Genomic DNA, 23,341 nt, shown 5'->3' on the forward strand with positions numbered 1-23,341 from the left:
GTGTGGCAAGATTGAAATCAGATCGCATCGCACTTAACTAGGCAAACGAGATGCTGGGAAACACACTTGTAGGAAGATACCAGATTATTAGTAACTTGGGAGGTGGGGGTTTTGGTGAAACTTTTGTGGCAAGCGATACCCAATTACCCGGTTCACCTCCATGTGTCGTTAAGAAACTTAAACCCCAAGCAAGCGATCCCGTAACCTTGGAGACAGCTAGGCGTTTATTTGATACAGAAGCACAAGTTCTGTATAAATTAGGAACTCACGATCGCATACCCCAACTTTTAGCTTACTTTGAGGAGAACGCCGAATTTTATCTCGTACAGGAATTGATCGAAGGACATAACTTGAGTCTAGAATTAATCCCAGGTAAAACCTGGAGTCAAGAGCAAGTAATTTCACTTTTACAAGAACTTTTGACAATCTTAGAATTTGTCCATCAACAAAATGTAATTCACCGTGATGTCAATCCGCGAAATATCCTCAGACGCCACCCAGATGGCAAATTAATCTTAATTGATTTTGGTGCAGTTAAACAAATTACTACCCAGGTGATTCTTCCCGAAAGCTCAATTAAAGGTACTGTTGCTATAGGTACGCCTGGATATATCCCTGGAGAACAAGCTCATGGTACGCCAAAATTAAGCAGTGATATCTACGCTACGGGAATAATTGCTATTCAAGGTCTCACTGGATTATCACCAGAGGAAATAGTAAAAGATCCCGATACTAATGAAATTATCTGGCAGAATCAAGCCACGGTAACGCCAGAATTTGCTCAATTCTTAGATAAGATGGTGTGCTACGACTTTCGACAACGCTATGCTTCGGCAACGGTGGCATTACAAGCACTAAAAGAGTTAACACAACCACCCGCCCAGACAATTGCATTAACTCCTATTTCTCAACCAAAAAATATAAACAAACCTCAACCTAAAAAAGGTATTTTGGGTAAAATTTTACTAGCAATATTTTTAATTGGGGTTAGCACAATAGCATCAATATTAATTTTAAATAACATTAATTCAAATAACGCCATAGAATTATCCAAACAAGGAAATACTCTTTTTGATTTGCAACGCTATCAAGACGCATTAGAAGTATATGAAAAAGCCGTTAATATTAGACCAGATTATGCTCAAGCCTGGAATGGCCAAGGTAAAACGCTGTCTAAATTAAAAAAATACAAAGATGCGCTAGCGGCGTATGATAAAGCAATTCAAATTCAGCCAGATAATTTTGAAGCTTGGAATGGACGAGGCTTTGTATTAGGAAATTTACAGCGATATCAAGAAGCGATCGCCTCTTTTGATAAAGCCTTACAATTAAATAATGAAAGCTCGGAAGTCTGGAATGCTAAGGGTGAAGCTTTTAGTAATTTAAATCAATATGACCAAGCAATTAAAGCTTATGAAAAAGCGATTGCATTTAAACCAGATAATTACGAAGCTTGGTATAAAAAAGGATTAGCCTTACAAAATTCTAACCGATACGAAGAAGCGATCGCAGCTTATGAAAAAGTCGTGGATTTAAAACCAGACTACGAGCAAGCCTGGTATAATTGGGGAAATTCCTTAGTCAATTTGCGACGCTACCGAGACGCATTTACAGCTTATGATAAAGCTGTACAATACAAGCCAAATTATTATCAAGCCTGGTTATCGAGAGGTAATGTACTGCTGAATTTACAACGTTATCCAGAAGCAATTGAATCTTTTAATCAAGTAATAAAATATAATCCCAGTAATTATCAAGCATGGTATAATCTGGGTTGGTCGCTGCATCAAACCCAACGCTATGAAGAAGCAATAAAATCTTATAAAAAAGCAGCAACACTTAAGCAAAGAGACTATCAACTATGGTACAATTTGGGGAATTCACAATACATTTTACAAAAATACAAAGATGCGATCGCATCTTATAATAAGGCAGTTCGTTATAAACCAGACCATTCAGAAAGCTGGTATAGCAGAGGCAATGCGCTATTAAATTTGAAACAGTTTAAAGATGCGATCGCGTCTTACGATCAAGCAATAAAATACAAGCCTAATTATCAACAAGCAATAGACGGGCGCAATCAAGCCCAAATTCAACTACAAGGCGAAATATCAAAGCCTAAACCTGTAATTGTGCCAGTTCTGCCATTTCCTAATGCTACTAAGTCACCGCAGACAACACCCTAGTACAGCACGGCGTCAATAAAGCTACGATTTCATTACAGCCAGAAAGCCCAAAATTAAAGCTTTTTGACTTTTGACTTCCGCCTTGCGGTACTAGTAGATTAACAATTATATGTAACCAGTCTCAATACGGTTCGCATAAGACTCGATCCCCCCAACCCCCTTTTTTAAGGGGAGCTAAAAATGGCTCTATTTCCCCCTTTTTAAGGGGAACTAAGGGGGATCTTTAAGACCTATGCACCTTAACCGAACCGTATTGTAACCAGTCTGTGAATCAAATAATTGCTGTAACTAGCGAATATTAACCTCTTGCAGGTAATTTACTCCTTGAACATATTCAATATTAGTGTTTGAGTTTTTAGAGAAAAATAAACTTTTTCTTTTTCCAGAAGCGACCTTTTGGTAATCAGTTCGCAAGCGTTGCTTTTGAGTATACTCATTCAATTTGACTTGAGCTTGAGCATAAACTAGAGTATCGTTGGGAATATTTCGGAGAAATTTTATAGCTCGATTAAAATCACCAACAAGTGCTTGTTTATAAGCTTTCTGTAAAAAGTAAGCTGCTCTAATCTGGCGCTTTCGATTGTACTCAGCTAACTTGTCTTGAACTAAAGCACCTGCACGACTTTCTTTAGGAATTTGCCGCAGATATTGTAAAGCAGCAGAAAAATCTTTTGTCTCGGCACTATCGTAAGCTTTTGTTAATAAATATTGCGTCTGTGCTTCAATGTTGACGTATGCTTGCTGAACTAATTTATCTGTTTTAGATTGCCAATATGAAATATTTGGAATTTTCGCAACCGCATGTATAACATCTGACCATTTGCTCTCATGGAAAGCTGTTTGAGCTATTTGGTATTGCTGTGCAGCTACTTGCCATTGCTCTTGCCATTCTTCAATTGTGGCTTGCGCTTCTGGATAAACATTGCTGTGAGAGGGAATTGATTTAGCAAGTGCGATCGCTTCTTCTAAATCTCCTGCTTGATATTCTTGTGTGGCTTTAGATAAAGTTTCTGTTTCTGAGTATGCAGGCGCAGCATTAATTAAAGAATATACACCAAATCCCATCACTAAAGAATTAGCCGCCAGTCCTACTTTCATTCCTGTTAATAACGGAGATGAATTTCTAGATGTAGGATTATCATTTTCAATCGCCGCTTCTATAGGAAATTCATCATCTGCTTCTAATATTTCTGGTGGCTGTTCCCATATTATTTGTTTGAGTACCCGCAGCACCTCACTCGCAGACTGAAAGCGGTTTTGGTAATTGTAGCGGATCATTTGGCTGAGAATAGCAGCTAGATAATCGTTAACTGGCGTGTTTTCAGAACGCCAAACAATTTCATTAGTATAAGGATCAGCTTTTAATTTTAGTGGTTCTAAGCCAGTTAAAGCCTGGATGGCAATCATACCCAAAGCATAAATATCACTGTTGGGCTGTGTTTCTCCAATAAATTGCTCTGGTGGTATATACCCTAATGAAGTGACAGGAATTCTATAAATGGGCAATTCCGCACCTATGCCAAAATCGATAGACTGGATTGAGCCAAAGTCAATCAAAACTAACTTGCCATCGCTATTACGTCTGATCAAGTTTTCTGGTTTGATATCGCAATGGATAACGCCTTGAGAGTGAACAAATTCCAGAATACCTAAAACATCTATCAGGAATTCTACAACTTCCATTTCACTCCACAGACACCCCCATTGTTGATCGATGGGTAATTCCGCAGCCAACGCATGTCCTTCAATCCACTCTTGGACTAAATAAAATCGCTCGTTTTCTTCAAAGCAGTCGATAAATTCAGGAATTTGGTGATGGCTTCCCAAAAGCTTGAGGGTTTCGGTTTCAGCCTGAAACAGTAACCTCAGCATCTCCAAGTAGCCGGATTCAGAACTACTAACTTTAATCTGCTTAACAACGCATTTGGGATTCTCTGGATAATCTACGTCTACAGCTATGTATGTTTGTCCAAACACCCCTGCACTCAGGCTTTGGATAATTTTGTAACGCTCTTGTAGTAATTTACCGATTATGTGGTAGGTCATGACCTGGTTACTCAGTAAGTCTTTTTAATTAGTTTTTCTGACGTTTCCTCCTGTTTCCGGAATGTTTTAGAAATAAATTACTAAAGTTTTGATACTGGAATGCAAGTTGAATTTTTAAGTATTTTTGCGTAATTAAATATAATTTTTTATTAAAGTTCGTATCTTTTATTGACTATTTTCAATGAAATTCAAGCAAAAATGTCTGATGTGCAACCTGAGTTACTTTTGAGTTATGAGCAAATAAGTTTAAATTTTGATTTTAGGGGTTGAGGACTGCTTATGTTCAACTACAATCCGCTAGACTGTCTACCTTCATCGGTAGAATTACCAGATTCTGATGATACGCCTGCGGATAACGAACTGCAAATATTAGTTCCTAATTTATTATTAGCTACTTTAGCTTTAATCTGGCAAAACCGTGATGATTGGTTTTTCGGCATCAACATGGGAATTTATTACTTTGAATTTTATCCGCCTAATATTTGAATTTTGAATTATTTAATTATTGATTTCTTCATCGTGTTCAATCACTTCAGATTTATCTTGTAACGGCTTCACCACTCGCGCGATCGCTTCTTGAATAAAAGCCTTAATAAACTCATCTCTGCGATTAATTTGAAACTGTCGCTGCACAACTTCTGTCATTCCACCATCACCCCAATCTTGGTCATGACGAAAATATTCAATAAAACTTTTACCAGCAATTCGCGTTAAATAAGCTGCTGTCACACCTTGAATTGCTCTACCAATAATAAAGGTAGCAACATTGAGTTGCAAAGCTGTAGATAATAATTGAATTGCTCCCTTAACAATGCCTAAACTAGCGATGGTTTTCGCTAAAGAAAGGGCTAACTCTCGTCCCCGTTCCATATTCAATTCACAGCCGTAAACTCTGCCAATTTCCACAACCATTTGAGCATTAACAGCAGCTGTCGCCAGTAAATCTACGACTGGTATAGGCGTGACTGATACCACACCAGCACCAATCCACTGAAAGCGTTCTACGATTTTGTCAGCTTGACGGCGACGCTGGCCATCGATGAGCTTTCGGGCTTCGTCTCCCAATCGCAGAGATTGCAAGAGAATGTTATCTGCTACCAAATCTTCACCTTCGGCGCGTAAAACAGCAGCCGTGCGCCGCAGCAAAGGAACAATATCGGGTTCCGGCTGGAAGGTTTCGCCAGTTTCTAATTGTGCAGGTTGCGGATTAGCAGCGATCGCCACCACATCATTAGTAGCAATAAATCCCCGTACCCGTTGACGCAACCTTGCAAGGATGGATTCTTTATCTTCATCTGTATATAAATCAGTTTTGTTGAGAACTAAGAGCGATCGCTTCCCAATTTCTGCTAATCCCCGCAGTGGTTCATATTCTGAGCGTCGTAAGTCATTATCTACCACAAACAAGAGTAAATCGGCTTCTGTAGCCAGTTCTCGCGCCATTTGTTCGCGTTCCGTTCCCGCCACCCCTGCTTCTAAAATTCCTGGCGTATCCGTAATTAAAATCTTGCGTTCTAATCCCTTCAACCGTAGACAATAGGTTTCTCCCACCTGGGTTGTACCCATCGGTGCATCTACTTGACCCACCATGCGTCCCATAATCGCATTAACTAGGGAAGTTTTACCAGCACTCCCCGTACCAAATACCACTACTTGAATCTCACCCCGTGCTAAGTTTGCTTCAATCTCTCGTGATTTACTTAATAAAGCTTGGCGTGCTACTTCATCTTGAATTTGCCCTACCTGTTGGCGTACAGCTTGGAGAGTTGTAGAAGCAGCATCAGATTTGCCAGCAGGAATTTGCGCCGCAGTTACTCGCTTCGGGTTGCGGCGCGATCGCTTTTCTCCAGATTGAATCACCAATACATAATAGACAAAAGCGGCAACCAACGCTCCAATGAGGACAATCAGCAGCAACAGCAGCAAATTGCCTAGCAACGGCGAATAGGACAATTGCCAATAGAGGCGCGATAGGGAATCAATTAGCCATAGGGCTAGCCCCAAAATGACGATCAGACCAACAATCAGCGTTACTATGCGTGACAGAGGCATGGCTGGGAAATATTAGTGGATATTCAGTAGACAGATGCTTCTGATCTTAATAGTTTCAGTATTTTTTACCAGAGTAGTCAGAAGCAGCTTTTGATTCAACCAGGAACGCTCATCTGCTTGACTAACAAAATTTTAAATCTCGCACTGCGTTTCTATCCCGCCTCGGAATGAATTCCGAGCCTCATAGTTGAAGTCCACGCTTAGTGGACTGAATTGCTTGTTTAGTCCACTAAGCGTGGACTTTCGCTATCAGCTCAGAACTTCAGTTCTGGGCGGAATGTCGTTCAGAAGAAAGATACTTGTAATCTTCATAGTTTCAGTATTTTTCACCAGGGTAGAAAAAGCCCTTTTTGATAAACCTAATCGATTTATCATCCTTAAGCTAGTAGCTTTTAAAATTTTATTCGTTCACTATAAAGTTCGCGTGTTCTAATTTATTAGTGGACTTACGCCAGTTTTGGCAAGCTTTTTCAGAACAAAGAGAGAAAACTTATGGGACTTTTCGATCAAATTCTTGGTGCCGTTGCTAACCCCAATCAACAAGGCAGCTTAGGTCAATTGGGAAGTATTGTTAACAGTGTACAGCAAATGAGCGATCGTACTGGCACAAACCCTTCTACCATCCAATCAGTTTTGTCAATTGTCGGTAGTCAAGTGCGTTCTGCTTTGCAACAAAAGCAAGCCACAGATGGTAATGAAGCCGCACAAAGTCTAGTTAATCAATATGCTGGGACTTCACCTAACCCCCAAGCCGTCAATTCGCTGTTTTCTCCTCAGATACAACAACAGGTAGCTCAGGTTGCTGCCGGGCGCACTGGATTGGATGCTGGTATAGTTCAACAATTGCTGCCTTTAGCAGTACCTTTGGTACTTAATTTTTTGAAATCAGGTGCAAATGCTCAGAATCCCCAAGCTGGCGGGAACTCTGTACTGAATTCTTTCTTGGATGCTGACGGTGATGGTGATGTCGATATCGCTGATGCCATCCAAATGGCCAGTCGATACATGAAACAGTAGCACTTCTTAACCCCCACTCCTAACTCCCCACTCCCTTAAACATCAACAGTTAACCCTTGCTAGATTTTTAGCTAAAGCATAGGCTGAGAAGATAGAAAATTTGTAAATAGATATCAGACAGTCTATGGCTAAAGTTTTTGACTGTATTACTGAGGAACACCAAAACTTCATTGCAGCCCAACACCTTTTCTTTGTTGGCTCTGCACCCTTGAGTCCTACGGGTCATGTTAACCTGTCTCCTAAAGGTTTAGGCTGCTTTCGCGTCCTCTCTCCCAACCAAGTAGCTTATTTAGACCTTACAGGCAGTGGTAACGAAACATCAGCCCATTTGGAAGAAAATGGGCGGATAACCTTCATGTTTTGCGCCTTTGAGGAACCCGCCTGTATCCTCCGTCTTTACGGTCAAGGAAAGACGATTTTACCGAGTTCTCCAGATTGGGACTCTCTGTATTCTTTGTTTGTGCCAATGCCTGGAACTCGTCAAATTATCGTCGCCGACATTGAAAAAATACAGACTTCCTGTGGTTTTGGCGTACCACTTTATGAATATCAAGGTGAGCGCCAGACTTTAGTAAATTGGGCTAGTAAAAAAGGCGAAGAGGGAGTTCGAGAATATCAACAGCAGAAAAATCTCGTCAGTATTGACGGTTTAGCCACACCACTGAGTAAATTATCTTAAATTTTACACAAGCGGAGTTTGGGGCATGAGTTATGGATTATTCTATTCGTCCACTCACACAGCAAGATGAGCCTTTTCTTTGGCAAATGCTTTACGAAGCAGCTCACCTGGTAGAAGAAGGTAATTTAACGGTGCAGGATGCAATGAATAATCCTGATTTGGCAAAATATGTTAAAGATTGGGGACGTAAAGATGATAGCGGCTTTATCGCTATTCTGGAAAGTAGTAATCAACCAATAGGAGCGGCATGGCTGCGTCTATTGACAGGTGAAAATAAAGGATATGGCTATGTTGATGACGAAATTCCTGAATTAGCTATTGCCATTCTTCCTCAACATAGAAATAAAGGCATAGGAACGCAGTTACTCACACATTTGTTAGCAACAGCTAAAACATCTTATCCATCAATATCACTTAGTACCAGAGCGACAAATCCAGCCGTGAGTTTATATAAACGATTTGGCTGGGAAGTTCTTGCTGACAGTAAGACAATCAACCGAGTTGGTAGCATCTCTTTTAAAATGAAAATTGATTTTTAAGCTTAAAGCTCGTCGCTTGTAGGCAGTGTAAATAAGAAAGCCGCCAAAGCGATCGCACGTTGCAAGCGGCTTTTTAGTGTAATATCACAATAGTTGTGAAATCCCTATCTTCATTTAGAATTTTGCTTTTATGACCCTTTAGGGTCGGTGTCACCACCAATTATTACTTTTAACAAGTTTCCTATTAAAGAGAAAAACGCCGAAACGAACACTATCATCATTAAACTAGCAAGGGCAGCAAAGGGAGAGATGATGAATAAGAGTAAGAGTGCAAGCATCAAAATCGTTAGTAATGTCTTATTCATCTTTTTCACCTTTAATAGTTGCTACTCTTAAGCTAACCAGCTAAGTAATGATATTGACCACAGTCAAGAGAAGGAATTAGTCTTACTTCTCTGGTAATATTTTGCAATAAAATTGAGCGCCAAAGTCTAATTTATAAATCAATAATCTGTCACTTCCGTTCTGTTAGACTTAACCTGTCCGCGCTTAGTTTTGTAGTCAAGGCGCTTTCTTTGAGAACTGCGACTTGGCTTCGTGGGTTTGCGTTTTATCGTCACTACAACTGCGCTTTGAATGAGTTCTTGAAGTCGTTTCAAAGCTGACTCTCGATTGTTCTCTTGGCTTCGGTGTTCCTGCGCTTTGATTACAACAACTCCGTCCTGGGTGATGCGTCGATCGTTCAGCTTTAAAAGCTGTTCTTTATAATAATCGGGTAATGATGAAGCAGCAATATCAAAGCGCAAGTGAATCGCCGTGGAAACCTTATTTACATTCTGGCCTCCTGCTCCTTGCGAACGAATTGCACTAATTTCAATCTCACTCTGTGGGATAATAACTTTGTTGGAAATTTGCAGCATTGCTTACAAAACAAAAGAGAAACTTTTCAATTTGCGATAAAAATCCTTTACTCAGTTTCTTCGTTAAAATCTATTACTACGTCTTGGTCTTCATTGTTATCCAAATTCACCTCTAAAGTTTTTCCTTCTATTGTCACTTTATCACCTGGCACTAGTCGCCGCCCTCGCCGGGTTTCTAGCATACCGTTGACTTGGACATCGCCACCTTGAATCATCAGCTTGGCCTGTCCTCCACTTGGCACTATACCCATCAACTTTAAATATTGATTTAACTTAATTGTGTTGTCTCTAATTTTCTTCATACTAAATAAAACTACTTCATCTTAATTGTATCGTGGCGTTTTGAACCTCACACGACTGAAAGTCGCGTGATTCCTGCTTCAACGATCTCTGCCGGAATTACTTCAGGACTTACAAGTTCTCCACAGGCGTTTTTTATAACCTCCGGCGTACCGACGGCGGTTAATAATCTCAAACCTTCGCTTAATATATTAAGTGCTGCGTTTTTATCCCTCAAATTATAGCTATTACAGCTAGGGCAAGACCATTCACGCAGATTTAAATCTTTAACTAATGGGTTAATGGAACCACAACAATTACAGGTTTGAGATGAGGGGTAAAATGTCCCAACTTTTTGTATAACTCTGTCATGCCAAAGTGCTTTGTATTCCAGCATGGTAACAAATTTAAACCAACTAGCATCTGAAATGCTTAATGCTAATTTGCGATTCTTTACCATATTGGCAACCCGTAAATCCTCGATACAGATAATACTGCTTTCTTTGATTAAACGGGTTGAGAGTTTGTGCAGAAAGTCATCTCTTAAATTCGTAATCCTATCATTTGTACGAGCCAGCTTGATTTTCGCTTTGACTCTATTGTTACTACCTTTGACGCTACGCGATAATTTTTTATGGCATAAGCGTAGCTTACGAGTTTGAGTCCGGTAATATTTGGGGTTATCCACAACTTCAGCATTGCTTGTAACAAGATAAGATTTAATTCCCAAGTCTAAGCCAATATTTTGAGCGACTTGAGGATGTTTCTCTATCTCTGTTTCACACAGAATGCTAGCAATATATCTACCTGATGAAGTACGAGTTACAGTAACGTTTACAAGTTTTCCAGTAATTTCATGAGATTTATGAAACTTTACCCATCCTAGTTTGGGAAGTTTTAAACGATTCTCTATTACCTGAATGTTGCCGTTAGTCAGGTTAGTTTTGCAAGACTGTTTACACCCATGCTTCTTTTTAAATTTAGGAAAACCTATGCCCTTCTTACCTTTGATCTTCTTGAAGTCAGCAAAAAAGTTTTTGTATGCTGTCTCTAAATTCTTGAGTGAATTCTGCAAGGCAAACTTATCTACAACATTCAACCATTCAATTTCTCTCTTGAGTATAGTTAGCTTTTGACTACAAGCATTGTAGTTTAAAGTTTTTCCCTCACTTGCATATAACTCTTTCTTCAGCGCCAAAAAGCGGTTGTACACATATCTTGCACAACCGATCGTCTTGTTGATTAAGACCTCTTGATTGTGTGTGGGTATGAGAGTAACTTTAAATGCTTTTTGGATGGATGACAATTTCTTAAATTTGCTGAATACCTTTCAATTTTAACACAAAGTGACACCTAATATAGAGCGCCTAACTCATGACTGGAAGTCACGAGTGTGCGGCTTGAAGAAATCAAGCCAAAACGTGAATCTATAGCAATCCGATTTGATTTTTGAAATTATCTACGTGGCGGGGAGTGGGGAGTAGGGAGTAGGGAATAAGGAATTAGGCTTTTCAATCTGTAACGAACTTTTTCACGCAATCAAATATGAGTCCTATATTGCACCACATAATTACCTAAGTACAATATTTAATTAATTCGTAGCGAATTTGGCAATACCCTGTAATGCAATGCCAATGTGTCGCCTAACAATGCCAATGTATCGCCTAACAATACCAATGTATCGCCTAACAATACCAATGTATCGCCTAACAATGCCAATGTATCGCCTAACAATACCAATGTGTCGCCTGACAATGCCAATGTATCGCCTGACAATGCCAATGTGTCCCGATGCATTTAAAAATGCTACTGCTTAGGTAAACTTTTAGAACGAAAATCAACGTTTGGGCTGATTTTACTAATTGGCTGTTGTGCAATACTTTTCGGATAAGCCTAACAATCTTCCTTTTGGTCTGGAAAAAGGTTAAAGAGCAAGGGGGAAAGGTGAATTTAAACCCTTCCTCTTTCCCCCTTAAGCGAAAAGTATCGGGCTATGGCGATCGCTAAAACGAAAAACTGTGATGCCAATTTATTATCTATAATATTAATCGACAAAACTACCAGATATAGATGAAGAAACTAGTCTGGAAGGTTCTTTTAATGTGTTCAGGGGACTGGATCTATGATTAAGCTCGGTTTATTGGTACAGTCCCAGAATAACTATTTGGGTATCGGAAAAGTTACTGAAATATCTGATACCAATGCGAACGTTGAGTATTTCTGCTCTATTGGGCAACGTCTTCAAAAAACTTTACCTTTAAATTCACTCTCTCAGGTCAGGCTTGAACCCCAGGCTCGATGCTATATTAAGTCCCAAACGCAGGATAAATGGATAGTTGGCAGAGTTTTCATCTGGGATGAAGATACAGAAATGTATCAAATTGATTTACCAGATAAGAAAACTGCGATCGCTACTGAAGAAGACATTTACGTTCGTTGTAATCTCCCAAACACAGACCCCATCGAAACTCTAGCGATGAAGGGTCACGAAACGCCTTACTTCCACGACAAAAGATTGGCTTTCGTCAAATCCTTGATTAAGCAACGCGCTGTCAGTCGCGGGATGACGGGATTGATTTCGGCAAATATCAATCTTTATCCTCACCAAGTTGAAGTTGTGCGGCGGGTACTAGAAGACCCAATTCAACGCTACTTGCTAGCAGACGAGGTGGGACTGGGAAAAACCATCGAAGCAGGTGCGATTCTGCGTCAATTCCTTCTGGATGAACCGAAAAAAAATGCGGTGGTATTAGTTCCGCAATATTTGCTCAAACAATGGCGGCTTGAGTTAGAAAACAAGTTTTACATCTCCCATTTTGGCAAACGGGTAGCGGTGCTAGCGGTTGAAGATATCCATAAAATCAACCTGAAAGCGAAGATAGGCTGCTTAATTTTAGATGAAGCTCATCACATCGCAGCAATGGCGACCTCTAAGGATGCAACAGTACGCCAGCGTTTTCAGACTTGCAAAGAACTTGCTCATAAAAGCGATCGCTTACTTTTATTATCTGCCACTCCTGTTCTCAATCATGAGCAAGATTTTCTGGCAATGTTGCACTTGCTCGACCCAACAACCTATAAAATTGGTGATTTAGCAGGTTTTCGCGCCAAAGTTGAAAGCCGTCAGCAAGTTGGCAAAGTTCTGCTTTCTTTTAAAGAAGATGCAGAGCCTGCTGTCCTCAAAAGCAACTTGCAGCAACTACGAAATCTCTTTGCTGAGGATGAGTATTTACTAAAGCTGGCGGATGATTTAGAAAATTTACCAGCAAATTCTACCGAGCAAGAGCAAATACTCCAAGCGATTCGCGTCCACGTCAGCGATACCTATCGACTACACCGCCGAATGCTTCGTAACCGTCGCGCTGCGGTGGAAGATGTGATCTTTGACCGCAATTTTACGCCCAAAGAAGAGTATGATTTAGACGAGCGATCGCTTGATATCCACGAACTGCTCAATCAATGGCGTAGTGTTGCTCCTGGTGAAAAGCAATATCAGCGAATTTTTCTGTTATTATTCCTAGCTGCTGGTACTTGGTTAGGCATTTTAGAGCAGGTAATTACTGCTCGGTTAACTGGTAAGCCTCATGCTAAACTCATCCAGGAGTTTAAAGAAGATGACATTCGCCTATTAACTACAACCTCCAAATTCTCAGAGGAAGAAGAGATTCTGCAATCCTTGCTAAAAATTATTCGTCAACCTCAAGAGGACGGACAACGGACGGAAAATTTGAAAACAGTGCTGCTGAATCAGTTAGGTACATACTTCAAAATTCCCGCAAACGTTCGGAAGAATCAAAAGGAATTCATCACCAGGATACAGCAGAGAATTAAAAGACCAATTACTGGCGATATTCTGCCCAAATTTATTGTATTTACCAGTTTTGTGCAAACTTGCGGGGAAATTGTCCGGTATTTATCTGATACCTTTGGTGCAGAGACGATAGCCAGCCATCAATTAGGAGAACCACCAGACAAGGTTGAGGAAGGCTTAAATAGGTTCAAGAATAACCCAAACTGCTTTATTTTAGTATGCGATCGCTCTGGAGAAGAAGGGCGTAACCTCCAGTTTGCCGATTGGTTAATTCATTTTGACCTTCCTTGGTCGCCTAATCAATTAGAGCAGAGAATTGGCAGACTTGACCGTATTGGCAGTAAAATTGGCATCCAATCTAGTGCCTTGATTGGCCCCTATATGGAAGATAGCCCTCACAACGCTTGGTATAAAGTATTGAAAGATGGGTTTGGTATATTCCAACAATCAATTGCCAGTCTCCAGTTTTATGTGGATGAGAAACTTGCAGAATTAGAAACAGTTTTGTTTCAATCAAGTGCTGCTGGATTATTAGAGATGATTCCACCAATTCAAGAGCAAATTGAATCTGAAATAGCAAAAATTAGCGAACAAAATGCTCTAGATGAAATTGATGCTAACGATGAAATTGCCACCGAGTATTTTCAAGAGCTAGATAATTACGATGCTTGTCATTTAGAGATGAAACGAGCAATTGAAGGCTGGATTTGTGACGCGCTGGGATTCAGAGGACTCAATAACCCCGACTCATCAGAGATGCGACGTTATCAACCCTCAACGCGGACATTGGTTCCCATAAATGACTTAAAAAACCGTTTTGCTGAGAGTTCCCTAGACCAATTTGGTACTTATAATCGCAGAGTGGCAAACCAGAATCCTGGTATTAAACTCTTTCGAGTTGGGGAAGGATTTATTGAAGCACTCTGGAACTATATAAACTGGGATGACCGGGGTGAAGCCTTTGCGATGTGGCGCACTGATGCATCTTGGGACTCTAAAGAAGGGAAGGAGTGGTTTGGTTTCCAATGCAATTATGTAGTCGAGGCAAATTTAAAACTTGCCAAACAAGTTTTACTAGATAACAAACTAGATAACTCTCAATTCAAAAACTTGCAGCGACGTGTAGATGCTCTATTTCCACCAATTATAGAAACTATCTATGTTGATGGTCGCAACGAGCCAATACGCACTGTTGAAGATAAAGCACTCTTAAGTATTCTGCAACGTCCATATAAAGATAAAAACAATAATCAAGGACGAGATTACAATCTGGCAAAAGAGCGCTTAGGAATTATTGACGATTTTGTTGACCCTAGTAAATGGCAAAATTTTTGTTATCAAGTGCGTAACACGTCTTCGGAATTACTTTCTAATCGTCCCGATTTTATTGACTTATGCCAAAGTTGTGCTAAAGTCGCCGAAAATAAATTAGCCAATAGAGTCGAACAATTACGGCTGCGTCTGAACCAGCAAAGTTGGGATAATGGATTAGCTGAAGAATTGAAGATAGAAACTGATTTAAATGCAGCCATTCTAGAGGGAATTCGTCAGCCCCAAATTAGACTTGATTCTGTCGGTTTTATTGTTGTATCGGGGCGATCGCTTGTGCAATTTGAGTGATATTATCTACGGTTAAATAGCCTTAGTTATTGTAACAACCCCGCCCTGTCTTAGGGGTGGGGTTTTTTAGTCCGCTATAACTCAATACGCTTGGGTTAAGGAAATTTACCTGTTAAGGCAGGCAGGGGGGGGCAGGGGAAGCAGGGGGAGAGAAAAAAGCTTAACTGAACAGTATTGCGCTATAACTTCATGTCAGGGAGGGAATTAAGGCGAGCCAGTGCGGTCTTGGGGTCTCCCCAAGTGGAGCATCTGGTGTGTGGGGTGATTCGGGTTTAAGAAGTAATCAAGCAGACATGATATAATTCATTGCTCTACATTTTTCGTGAAAGTCAATCAAAGCCAGTTCTGCAATGACTCAAACCGAGCAAATTCCGATTCTAGCTGCCATTGAATCCGCGCGCGATCGCTAACTAGTTAATACTCCTAAAAACAAAGATAACCGCGCTCGTCTATGCATATAGATTTATTTTTTTGTAAAACATGTCCAGAATTATCTGAGTTATCATGCTGTTCAAAACCATCAACTATCAATCTTTATAAGCTAGATAAACTATAGCCTAAGATAGATACGTATTAATGAATTTTAGTATCCGTTTAATAAATCGGGGCAACCTCCCAGTTCAGCCCGATCGCATATACTATAATGTGCATAATTAAAATAACTTGTATGGTTTGTTACCACAGGTGTTTTAATGCAGGATTTAAGAAAATTAATAATATTTTTGACTTTCCCTACAAAATAAGTAAGTATTAACACTACTGAGCCTGAAACGCAGTGATTATAGTGATCGAAGATGAAACGTTCAAATCGTCTTGCTTGGATGTCCGCGATCGCACTCGCTGCGATCGTTTTACTTAGTTTATTTGCGGCTCCCAATAATACTAAAATTAGCACTGGCTCTACGTATAACCGCGCCTCCGATGGCTATGGTGCTTGGTATGCTTTTATGCAACAGCAGGGAATTTCTATCAAACGCTGGCAAAAGCCTTTTAGTGACATTCAGTCAGATAACAACCCTATTACCTTCCTACAGGTAAGCAGCGCTCCAAGGCAGACGACGCTGGATAGTCAAGAGCGTGAATGGGTAGAAAAAGGGAATACTTTGGTAATTTTAGGTGCGGGGGCGCGGGTTACAGAAGCGCAGTTTAGCACTATGCAAAAATCCCCCCAAGGTAATATTAAAATTGATACACGTAGACGATATAAAAAAGCTAACTCCCAGCAAGTTGATTTAGGCGATCGCTTTGGTGCTGTTGTCTGGGAAGAAAATTACAAACAAGGAAAGGTGATTTTTTCTACCACTCCTTATTTAGCCGCCAACGCCTACCAAGACTATTTAAGCAATTTCAAGTATTTAGCCAGTTTGGTTAATCAAAAAGGTAACACAGTATTTGTTGATGAATACATCCACGGCTATAAAGATGCCGATGTTAGAAAGAAAGAAAGCGAAGCAAATTTATCTAGTTTTTTTGCTAAAACTCCTGTATTTCCAATATTGGTGCAAGTAGGTATCCTGCTATTAGCGCTAATTTGGGCGCAGAATCGCCGCTTTGGCAAGCCAGTACCTTTAGATACACCAGTTGTAGATAACAGCGAGGCATACATCCAAGCTTTAGCGGGAGTGTTGCAGAAAGCTGATACCACCGACTTTGTTGTAGATCTGGTAGGTAAACAAGAACAACTACAACTCCAAAAAGCCTTGGGATTAGGGCAAATACCTTTAGAACGTGAAGCCTTGATCAATTTCTGGATACAAAAAACAGGCGCAAGTGCAGCAGAACTAGATGCAGTTTTAAAGCTACAATCTCGCAAACAACCCATCAGTGAACGAGAACTGTTAAGCTGGTTGGGGAAATGGCGGAACATTAGGGGAATTTATAATTTATAATTCATAATTAATTTTTTTAATTATGCATAATATTTCTGCGTTAGTTATTTATCAATAAAAAATATGAGCGAAACTCACCCTATCTTAATTCGCCTTGGTCAAGGTCTTAATCAAGTAATTGTCGGGCAATCAAGCCTAATACAACAGCTTTTAATAGCACTGCTAGCGGGTGGACACGTAATTTTAGAAGGAGTGCCGGGAACTGGTAAAACTCTCCTAGTAAAAGTGTTAGCACAGTTAATCCAAGGAGAGTTTCGCCGGATTCAATTAACACCAGATGTTTTACCTTCAGATATTACTGGTACAAATATTTTTGACTTGAATAACCGCAATTTCACTTTAAAAAAAGGGCCAATATTTACCGAAGTGCTGCTAGCAGATGAAATCAACCGTACTCCTCCCAAGACACAAGCGGCGCTACTAGAAGCAATGGAAGAGATGCAGGTAACATTGGATGGTGAAAGTTTGCCCTTACCAGATTTATTTTGGGTGATTGCAACCCAAAATCCCCTGGAATTTGAGGGGACTTATCCCTTACCAGAGGCGCAGTTAGACAGATTTTTATTTAAGCTGGTGGTAGATTACCCAGATCAAGCTGCCGAAAAACAAATGTTACTCAATCGTCAGGCGGGTTTTGCAGCAAGGCGTTTGGATATTAGCCGTTTGAAACCAATCGCAACAGTAGCCGAAATTTTGCAAGCACGACAAGCGGTTAAAGAGGTTAAAGTATCAGAAGCAATCGTTGATTATTTGTTGGCGTTGGTGAGAACATCGCGTCAATATCCTGATTTAACTTTGGGTGCATCGCCTCGCGCTGCTGGTGCTTGGTTGCAGACATCTCAAGCATTAGCGTGGTTAGCTGGAAGAGATTTTGTAACACCAGATGATGTTAAAGCAGTTGCATCGCCACTGTTACGTCATCGCCTCATTTTGAAACCAGAAGCGATGCTGGATGGTTTACAAATGGATGCGGTAATTGCGTCGGTAATTAATCAAGTACCAGTTCCCAGGTGAAAAAATTCTTTGTTGTAAAGCTATATAAGTATTTTGGTAAAACGGGTCTGATGAAAACGAGCGGGTATGGTGCTGTTGAGCAAACCTATAATAAAATTATCGTTTGGGCGATCGCCTTATGCGACAATTGTTGCTTTACAGCGATCAAGTTATCCCAGCAAATCAGCAGGTGGATGAGTACCTGCTTCAACTATTAGGCACGACTGGCGCACGCATTGGCTATATTTCCTCGTCAAGCGATCCAAAACGTCAGTACTTTACGGTAGCAGGATACACCAGAGTATTACGCCTGTATGCAGGCGTATGCCAACCACCAACAACGAGTTCTATACGGCTGTCATGATGGGGATGGGATTGTAGTCGCAGGTGAAACGGTTACGTTGGTTGGCAATGTTGTAAGCATGACACCAAAAAGCGCATGAGTTATGCTCTACGGCGTGCGTGTTCGGTTACATTCAACGCTTCCCGACCATAATAAGTTGTCAACATATTCCAACCAGCACCTATTTCTAATCTCAATTTTAGAAAGTAGACCAAAAGGAGGCTAAAACTAACTGCCTCTACAAGTTATAAAGTATGTGTAGATAAAACAGCAAGTATGTTAGGGAAAAAATCTGTATGACAAGCTACCAAGAAACCATACCTAGTAACGAATCCATTAATAAGCTAATCGCCGAGACGGCAAGTATTAACCATGTGGAGGTAATTGAAAATGTCATCGACTCTTTGGAACAAGATGACAGTGCGATGGTTAGCCATACTCCAGAGGGTGGTTATCTCTGGAAGTTTAAGTACGGAAGCGTGCAAGTATTTGTCCAACTCAACGGGACAACCGATGAAAACACCATAACGGTTTGGTCTGCGGTACTAAATTTACCTGCCAAAAATGAACCTAAATTGATGCGGTATCTTTTAGAGTTAAACTGCTCTAGTACTTTTGAAGCGCGTTTTGGTATTATTGAAAACCGGGTGGTTGTGATATCAACACGCACCTTAGCGGAGTTATCTCCTGGCGAAGTGTCTCGGCTGATTACTGTTGTGGCAACGATCGCTGATAATAACGATGAAGCTTTACAAACTGAATTTGGTGCAACTTAAGGAATTTTGGATTTTGGATTTTAGGTCGTACCTTTGGTGTGCTTTCAGCGCAACTTGGATTTTAGATTGGGTAACTGCTGCATCGAATGCATAGCAATCAGTTTTGGCGACTAATTCCTTTGCTAGACGCAGACGGGAATGTGCAGATGGCGATTGACCGATGGTTGCTAGAACAGCACTATTCGGGAAAGCACCCGCCAACTCTGCGCTTTTATACCTGGTCGCCACCTGCCATTTCTCTGGGCTATCATCAACGCCAATATCCTGAACATTGGCAACATTTAACTTGGCAAGGGCAAAAACTGGATTTAGTGCGGCGTCCTACTGGTGGACGGGCTGTGTTACACCAAGGTGATTTAACTTACGCTGTAGTCACATCTGGATTTACGGGTAGTCGCCTCCAGGTGTACGAAAAAATTTGTGAGTTTTTGATTCAAGGGTGGCGATCGCTCGGCGTAGAATTACGTTACGGTACAGAAGGGCGAGGTTACATCCACAACCCTAACTGTTTTGGCACCGCTACCAGTGCAGATTTAGTTTTGCCAGATAGTACCAAACTCATTGGTAGCGCTCAACTGCGACGTGGAAGGGTAATTTTGCAACATGGTTCAATCCGCTTGCAACCCGATGCTGAACTGTTCGATCAAGTATTTGGTGCAGAATCTTTTACGACTTTACAACTGCTTCAAAATCTGAGTGTAGAAAAGATTATTGCAGCTTTAGTTGCCGCAGCTAGCGATTGTTTTGATATGCAAATAGAGTTGAAACCACTCTCGCAATCTGAGTGGGAGGAAATTTTGGCGCATCAGCCCTAAATCTTGAGAGTAGAAGTTTCTTTAAGATATCCTGCTGTCACACAATCATCAATCAGTTGTAAAACAAACGGCCACAGTTCCGGCGCACCTGTTTCTACTACCGCTACCCGTTTCATCACCTGATCGCGCCTAATGCCATGAATGCGCCAAGTCCCGCCCTGAGTTTGTTGATTGTGCAGCAAGGGTTGTATACGGTCTAGGGCTGCGGCAAACTTAGCAGTGGGTGTTTCTCCTGCTTCAAACTCATCCCAGAGTAAACGCAACTCCTTACCTTGATCTGCTGGCAAAAGTCCAAATAAGCGTAACGCTGCTTGTGCTTCTCGTTCTAACTTGCTGTCATTACCCTGCACATCGTAGCAAAAGGTATCACCTGCATCAATTTCTACCAAATCGTGAATTAGCAGCATTTTGATGGCATGGAATATATCAACACCCTCCGGGGCATATTCTGCTAATACACTTGCCATCACCGCTAAATGCCAAGAATGTTCTGCACTATTTTCTCGGCGTGACCCATCAGTGAGTAGGGTTTGGCGCATCACCTGTTTCAATTGGTCAATCTCGATGATGAACTGAATTTGTTGAGTCAGCCGATTGATTTGCACCTAGATTTATGATTGTGGGTAAGATTCACTGGATTTTGGACTGTAGGTAATTATCTCAATAATTCTGGCGAATCTGCAAATATTTTTTTCTGCATACCAATTAAAAAGCGCCTGGGAGTGTTGCCGTGTTTCCACCCCAAACGCTTTTTATTTTTAACTTGCTCCTCACACAATTAGATAGTATCACTGCTTCTATCAAAAGGCGAGTATATTGAGTGACACTTTCAAAACTGCACTTACAATTCAATTTTTATATTTCTATATATAAATTAAAAAATGCCTGGGAGTGTTGCCGTGTTTCCACCCCAGGCATTTTTTATTCTCAACTTGCTCCTCACACACAAATAAACATTATCACTACTTCTATCAAATGGCAAGTATATTGAGTGAAATTTTTGACAAATTAAAAAGCGCTTGGGAGTGTTGCCGTGTTTCCACCCCAGGCGCTTTTTACTTTTAACTTGCTCCTCACACACGACTAAAACATATCATTAATTCAATCAAAAAGCAAGCAGATTATGTGACACTTTATAAACTGTACATCTTGCGGAGACTGATTTAGTGTAAAAAATGACGTATACCAGTTAATACCATCACCAAACCCAGTTCGTTAGCAGCAATGATAGAATCTTTATCGCGTACACTTCCCCCTGGTTGGACAATGGCTGTAATTCCTGCTGCTGCGGCTGTTTTCACAGAATCATCGAAGGGGAAGAATCCATCGCTGGCGAGAGTTGCGCCTTTGGCTTTATCTCCAGCTTGTTCTAGGGCAATTTTAACTGAGCCGACACGGTTCATTTGACCAGCACCTACTCCTAGTGTAGTGCGATCGCTTGTCACAACAATGGCATTAGATTTAACATGTTTGCAAACTTTCCAAGCAAACAGCAATTCGGCTAACTCGCTGTCGGTGGGTTGACGTTCGGTGACTACTTGCCATTGACTGGTGTCAGCAATTATATCATCGCTAGTTTGGACAAGGAAACCACCTGCGATCGCTTTCACTGTATCTTTAGGGCCACTGCTCAAATCAGCTAGAGTCAAAACTCGCACGTTAGATTTCTTAGCCAGGATTTCTTGAGCTTCGGCTTCACAACTTGGTGCAACCACACATTCTAAAAATGTTTTGGTTAACTCGCTGGCTGTAGCCGCATCAATCGGACGGTTGAGTGCGACAATTCCACCAAAAGCAGAAGTAGAATCAGCATTGAAAGCTTTTTGATACGCTTCGGAAATAGTGCTTCCCAATGCTGTACCACAGGGATTGGTATGCTTGATAATCGTTGCGGCTGGAGTATCAGTGAACTCAGCAATAATTCGGCGTGCGGCTTCTAAATCAACTAAATTATTGTAACTAAGTTCTTTGCCTTGCAGTTTTGTAGCGGCTGTCCATCCTGTTGGAGTAGTACCAATTTGATACCAGGTGGCGGGTTGATGGGGATTTTCACCGTAACGCAGAGATTGCAATTGTGTACCGCTAAGGGTGTACTGCTGTGCTTCTGCCAGGTAAGATGCGATCGCTTGATCGTAACTAGCAGTATGCGAAAATCCTTTTAATGCCGCCTTTTGCCGAAACTCTAGGGATGCTTCGCCGTTATTGTGCCGTAATTCCTGCAAATACTCGTCATACTGTGCTGGATCGCATAATACTGCCAGATGAGCGAAGTTTTTCGATGATGCCCTTAACATAGCAGGGCCACCGATATCAATCTGTTCAACCGCTTGGGATAATGTTACCCCTGGTTTAGCGATCGTTTCCTCAAAGGGATATAAATTCACCACCACTAAATCAATCGGGCGAATTTGGTTATTTTCTAAATCTGTAATATCTTCGGGAACATCTCGCCGCGCCAAAATTCCGCCATGAATTCGGGGATGTAAGGTTTTGACTCGACCACCTAAAATTTCTGGTGAACCTGTGTAATCTGCAACTTTGGTAACAGGGAGTCCCGCATCTTTGAGTGCTTGGGCTGTTCCCCCACTGCTGATTAAATCAAAGTCGAATTCTTCAACCAAGCTACGGGCTAGGTCAATTAAACCAGTTTTGTTAGATACACTCAGCAGGGCTAGACGCGCCATTGATCAATTCCTTAAAATTAGGCTAGAAGCGAAGGATCTCAAGTTTTGCATAAGCCTTGGTTCACTTCAAGACCATGAGGAATAATATTGACTAGTGTAATTTATATGGTTACATCCCTCAGAGTCAGCACTGTCGAAAATGCTGGAAATAAGGACTAGGTAGGCTTAGTCTCTAATATTTGCGATCGCCTAAACTAAAAGTAAGCATCTTTTACCTACATAACACCTATGGTTCAGTCTTCTAATCAGCGCCTAACCCTAGAAGAATTTCTCGCACTTCCCGAAGGAGATATTACATACGAGTTTGTTTGATATTTTTAGGATAATCAATATTGATTAATTTTCTTATTCGAGAAAATACATAAACATAGGGCTGAGTTGCTTGTGTAATAGTTCTTAAAAAAAATATAATAAACGTAAAATACAAGTATCTTGACAGAAAGCAGATAACAAATAGTTAATGTACGTTTAAAAATTACTTAGCGCAAAGTCGAATTCTTCAACCAAGCTACGGGCTAGGTCAACCAGTTTTGTTAAATACACTCAGCAGGGCTAAACAGACGCGCCAGTTGCTACCTTGCGGGAACCCTAAGAGCGTAGCTTGCTTCCCCGTTGGGGTACAAGTCGGGGAACCGCAAGGGCGCACTGGCTTCTCTGTGCCTCTGCGGTTTAAAAGTAATTTTTCTAACTACGGAGGCGCAGAGAAAACAGAGTAAAGAGCTTAAATAGGAATTTCTAGTCTAAAATTGTTA

Annotated in this window: 18 protein-coding genes and 1 pseudogene; 11 read left to right on the plus strand and 8 right to left on the minus strand. The window is 40.9% G+C overall.

Annotated elements, in window-relative coordinates; all coding sequences use genetic code 11:
- Positions 1–50 precede the first annotated feature (50 nt).
- Positions 51–2,186 carry a serine/threonine-protein kinase gene (locus LC608_RS08690; RefSeq protein WP_229553144.1) on the plus strand — a complete coding sequence of 712 codons (2,136 nt, stop codon included), beginning with the start codon at positions 51–53 and terminating at the stop codon, positions 2,184–2,186.
- Between the two features lie 288 nt (positions 2,187–2,474).
- On the opposite strand, the gene LC608_RS08695 is transcribed toward LC608_RS08690, so the two are convergent.
- Entirely contained in the window at positions 2,475–4,232 is a 1,758-nt protein-coding gene (locus tag LC608_RS08695) for a serine/threonine-protein kinase (protein ID WP_229553145.1), read from the minus strand.
- Between the two features lie 279 nt (positions 4,233–4,511).
- Here LC608_RS08695 and LC608_RS08700 point away from each other — a divergent pair.
- A pseudogene (locus LC608_RS08700) lies at positions 4,512–4,691 on the plus strand (Uma2 family endonuclease); the annotation flags it as partial.
- 39 nt (positions 4,692–4,730) lie between these two features.
- Here LC608_RS08700 and LC608_RS08705 read toward each other — a convergent pair.
- Positions 4,731–6,284 (minus strand): YcjF family protein, encoded by a 1,554-nt coding sequence (locus LC608_RS08705; protein ID WP_229553146.1) that lies wholly within the window; start codon positions 6,282–6,284, stop codon positions 4,731–4,733.
- Positions 6,285–6,776: 492 nt separating this feature from the next.
- Between LC608_RS08705 and LC608_RS08710 the strand changes: the two genes are divergently transcribed.
- The 3 genes from LC608_RS08710 to LC608_RS08720 all read left to right on the plus strand — a co-directional run bounded on the left by LC608_RS08710 (position 6,777) and on the right by LC608_RS08720 (position 8,519).
- A complete protein-coding gene (locus LC608_RS08710; protein WP_229553147.1) occupies positions 6,777–7,301 on the plus strand; it encodes a DUF937 domain-containing protein in 525 nt (174 codons plus the stop codon).
- A gap of 124 nt (positions 7,302–7,425) precedes the next feature.
- On the plus strand, positions 7,426–7,980 hold the full coding sequence (locus LC608_RS08715) for a pyridoxamine 5'-phosphate oxidase family protein (RefSeq protein WP_229553148.1): 555 nt from the start codon (positions 7,426–7,428) through the stop codon (positions 7,978–7,980).
- A 32-nt stretch (positions 7,981–8,012) separates the two neighbouring features.
- Positions 8,013–8,519: a GNAT family N-acetyltransferase gene (locus LC608_RS08720; RefSeq protein WP_229553149.1), complete on the plus strand. Its 507-nt coding sequence runs from the start codon at positions 8,013–8,015 to the stop codon at positions 8,517–8,519.
- Between the two features lie 443 nt (positions 8,520–8,962).
- Here LC608_RS08720 and arfB read toward each other — a convergent pair whose 3' ends face one another.
- From arfB to LC608_RS08740, 4 genes are all read right to left on the minus strand, one after another.
- Positions 8,963–9,379 carry an alternative ribosome rescue aminoacyl-tRNA hydrolase ArfB gene (gene arfB / locus LC608_RS08725; RefSeq protein WP_229553150.1) on the minus strand — a complete coding sequence of 139 codons (417 nt, stop codon included), beginning with the start codon at positions 9,377–9,379 and terminating at the stop codon, positions 8,963–8,965.
- 47 nt (positions 9,380–9,426) lie between these two features.
- Positions 9,427–9,681, minus strand: a complete 255-nt coding sequence (locus LC608_RS08730) for an RNA-binding S4 domain-containing protein (RefSeq protein WP_229553151.1) — start codon at positions 9,679–9,681, stop codon at positions 9,427–9,429.
- A 47-nt stretch (positions 9,682–9,728) separates the two neighbouring features.
- Positions 9,729–10,964 carry an IS200/IS605 family element RNA-guided endonuclease TnpB gene (gene tnpB / locus LC608_RS08735; RefSeq protein ID WP_229553152.1) on the minus strand — a complete coding sequence of 412 codons (1,236 nt, stop codon included), beginning with the start codon at positions 10,962–10,964 and terminating at the stop codon, positions 9,729–9,731.
- A 281-nt stretch (positions 10,965–11,245) separates the two neighbouring features.
- Positions 11,246–11,455 carry a hypothetical protein gene (locus LC608_RS08740; RefSeq protein WP_229553153.1) on the minus strand — a complete coding sequence of 70 codons (210 nt, stop codon included), beginning with the start codon at positions 11,453–11,455 and terminating at the stop codon, positions 11,246–11,248.
- 325 nt (positions 11,456–11,780) lie between these two features.
- On the opposite strand from LC608_RS08740, the gene dpdE reads away from it, so the two are divergent.
- From dpdE to LC608_RS08770, 6 genes are all read left to right on the plus strand, one after another.
- The gene (gene dpdE / locus LC608_RS08745; protein WP_229553154.1) at positions 11,781–15,089 is read left to right on the plus strand and encodes a protein DpdE; all 3,309 of its coding nucleotides are present in this window, start codon (positions 11,781–11,783) and stop codon (positions 15,087–15,089) included.
- A 794-nt stretch (positions 15,090–15,883) separates the two neighbouring features.
- Complete coding sequence (locus tag LC608_RS08750) at positions 15,884–16,978, plus strand: DUF4350 domain-containing protein (protein WP_229553155.1); 1,095 nt, start codon at positions 15,884–15,886, stop codon at positions 16,976–16,978.
- Positions 16,979–17,041: 63 nt separating this feature from the next.
- The gene (locus LC608_RS08755) at positions 17,042–17,992 is read left to right on the plus strand and encodes a MoxR family ATPase (protein ID WP_229553156.1); all 951 of its coding nucleotides are present in this window, start codon (positions 17,042–17,044) and stop codon (positions 17,990–17,992) included.
- Positions 17,993–18,110: 118 nt separating this feature from the next.
- Positions 18,111–18,335, plus strand: a complete 225-nt coding sequence (locus tag LC608_RS08760; RefSeq protein ID WP_229553157.1) for a hypothetical protein — start codon at positions 18,111–18,113, stop codon at positions 18,333–18,335.
- A 275-nt stretch (positions 18,336–18,610) separates the two neighbouring features.
- The gene (locus tag LC608_RS08765) at positions 18,611–19,090 is read left to right on the plus strand and encodes a YbjN domain-containing protein (RefSeq protein WP_229553158.1); all 480 of its coding nucleotides are present in this window, start codon (positions 18,611–18,613) and stop codon (positions 19,088–19,090) included.
- A gap of 86 nt (positions 19,091–19,176) precedes the next feature.
- Positions 19,177–19,905, plus strand: a complete 729-nt coding sequence (locus LC608_RS08770; protein WP_229553159.1) for a biotin/lipoate A/B protein ligase family protein — start codon at positions 19,177–19,179, stop codon at positions 19,903–19,905.
- Here the strand turns inward: LC608_RS08770 and LC608_RS08775 are convergent.
- The gene (locus LC608_RS08775; RefSeq protein ID WP_229553160.1) at positions 19,902–20,510 is read right to left on the minus strand and encodes an HD domain-containing protein; all 609 of its coding nucleotides are present in this window, start codon (positions 20,508–20,510) and stop codon (positions 19,902–19,904) included. The two genes, LC608_RS08770 and LC608_RS08775, sit on opposite strands and share 4 nt — an antisense overlap.
- A 558-nt stretch (positions 20,511–21,068) precedes the next feature.
- Positions 21,069–22,589, minus strand: a complete 1,521-nt coding sequence (gene purH, locus LC608_RS08780; protein ID WP_229553161.1) for a bifunctional phosphoribosylaminoimidazolecarboxamide formyltransferase/IMP cyclohydrolase — start codon at positions 22,587–22,589, stop codon at positions 21,069–21,071.
- Positions 22,590–23,341: the final 752 nt, after the last annotated feature.

Source organism: Nostoc sp. XA010 (genome assembly GCF_020829625.1).
Lineage (GTDB): Bacteria > Cyanobacteriota > Cyanobacteriia > Cyanobacteriales > Nostocaceae > Nostoc.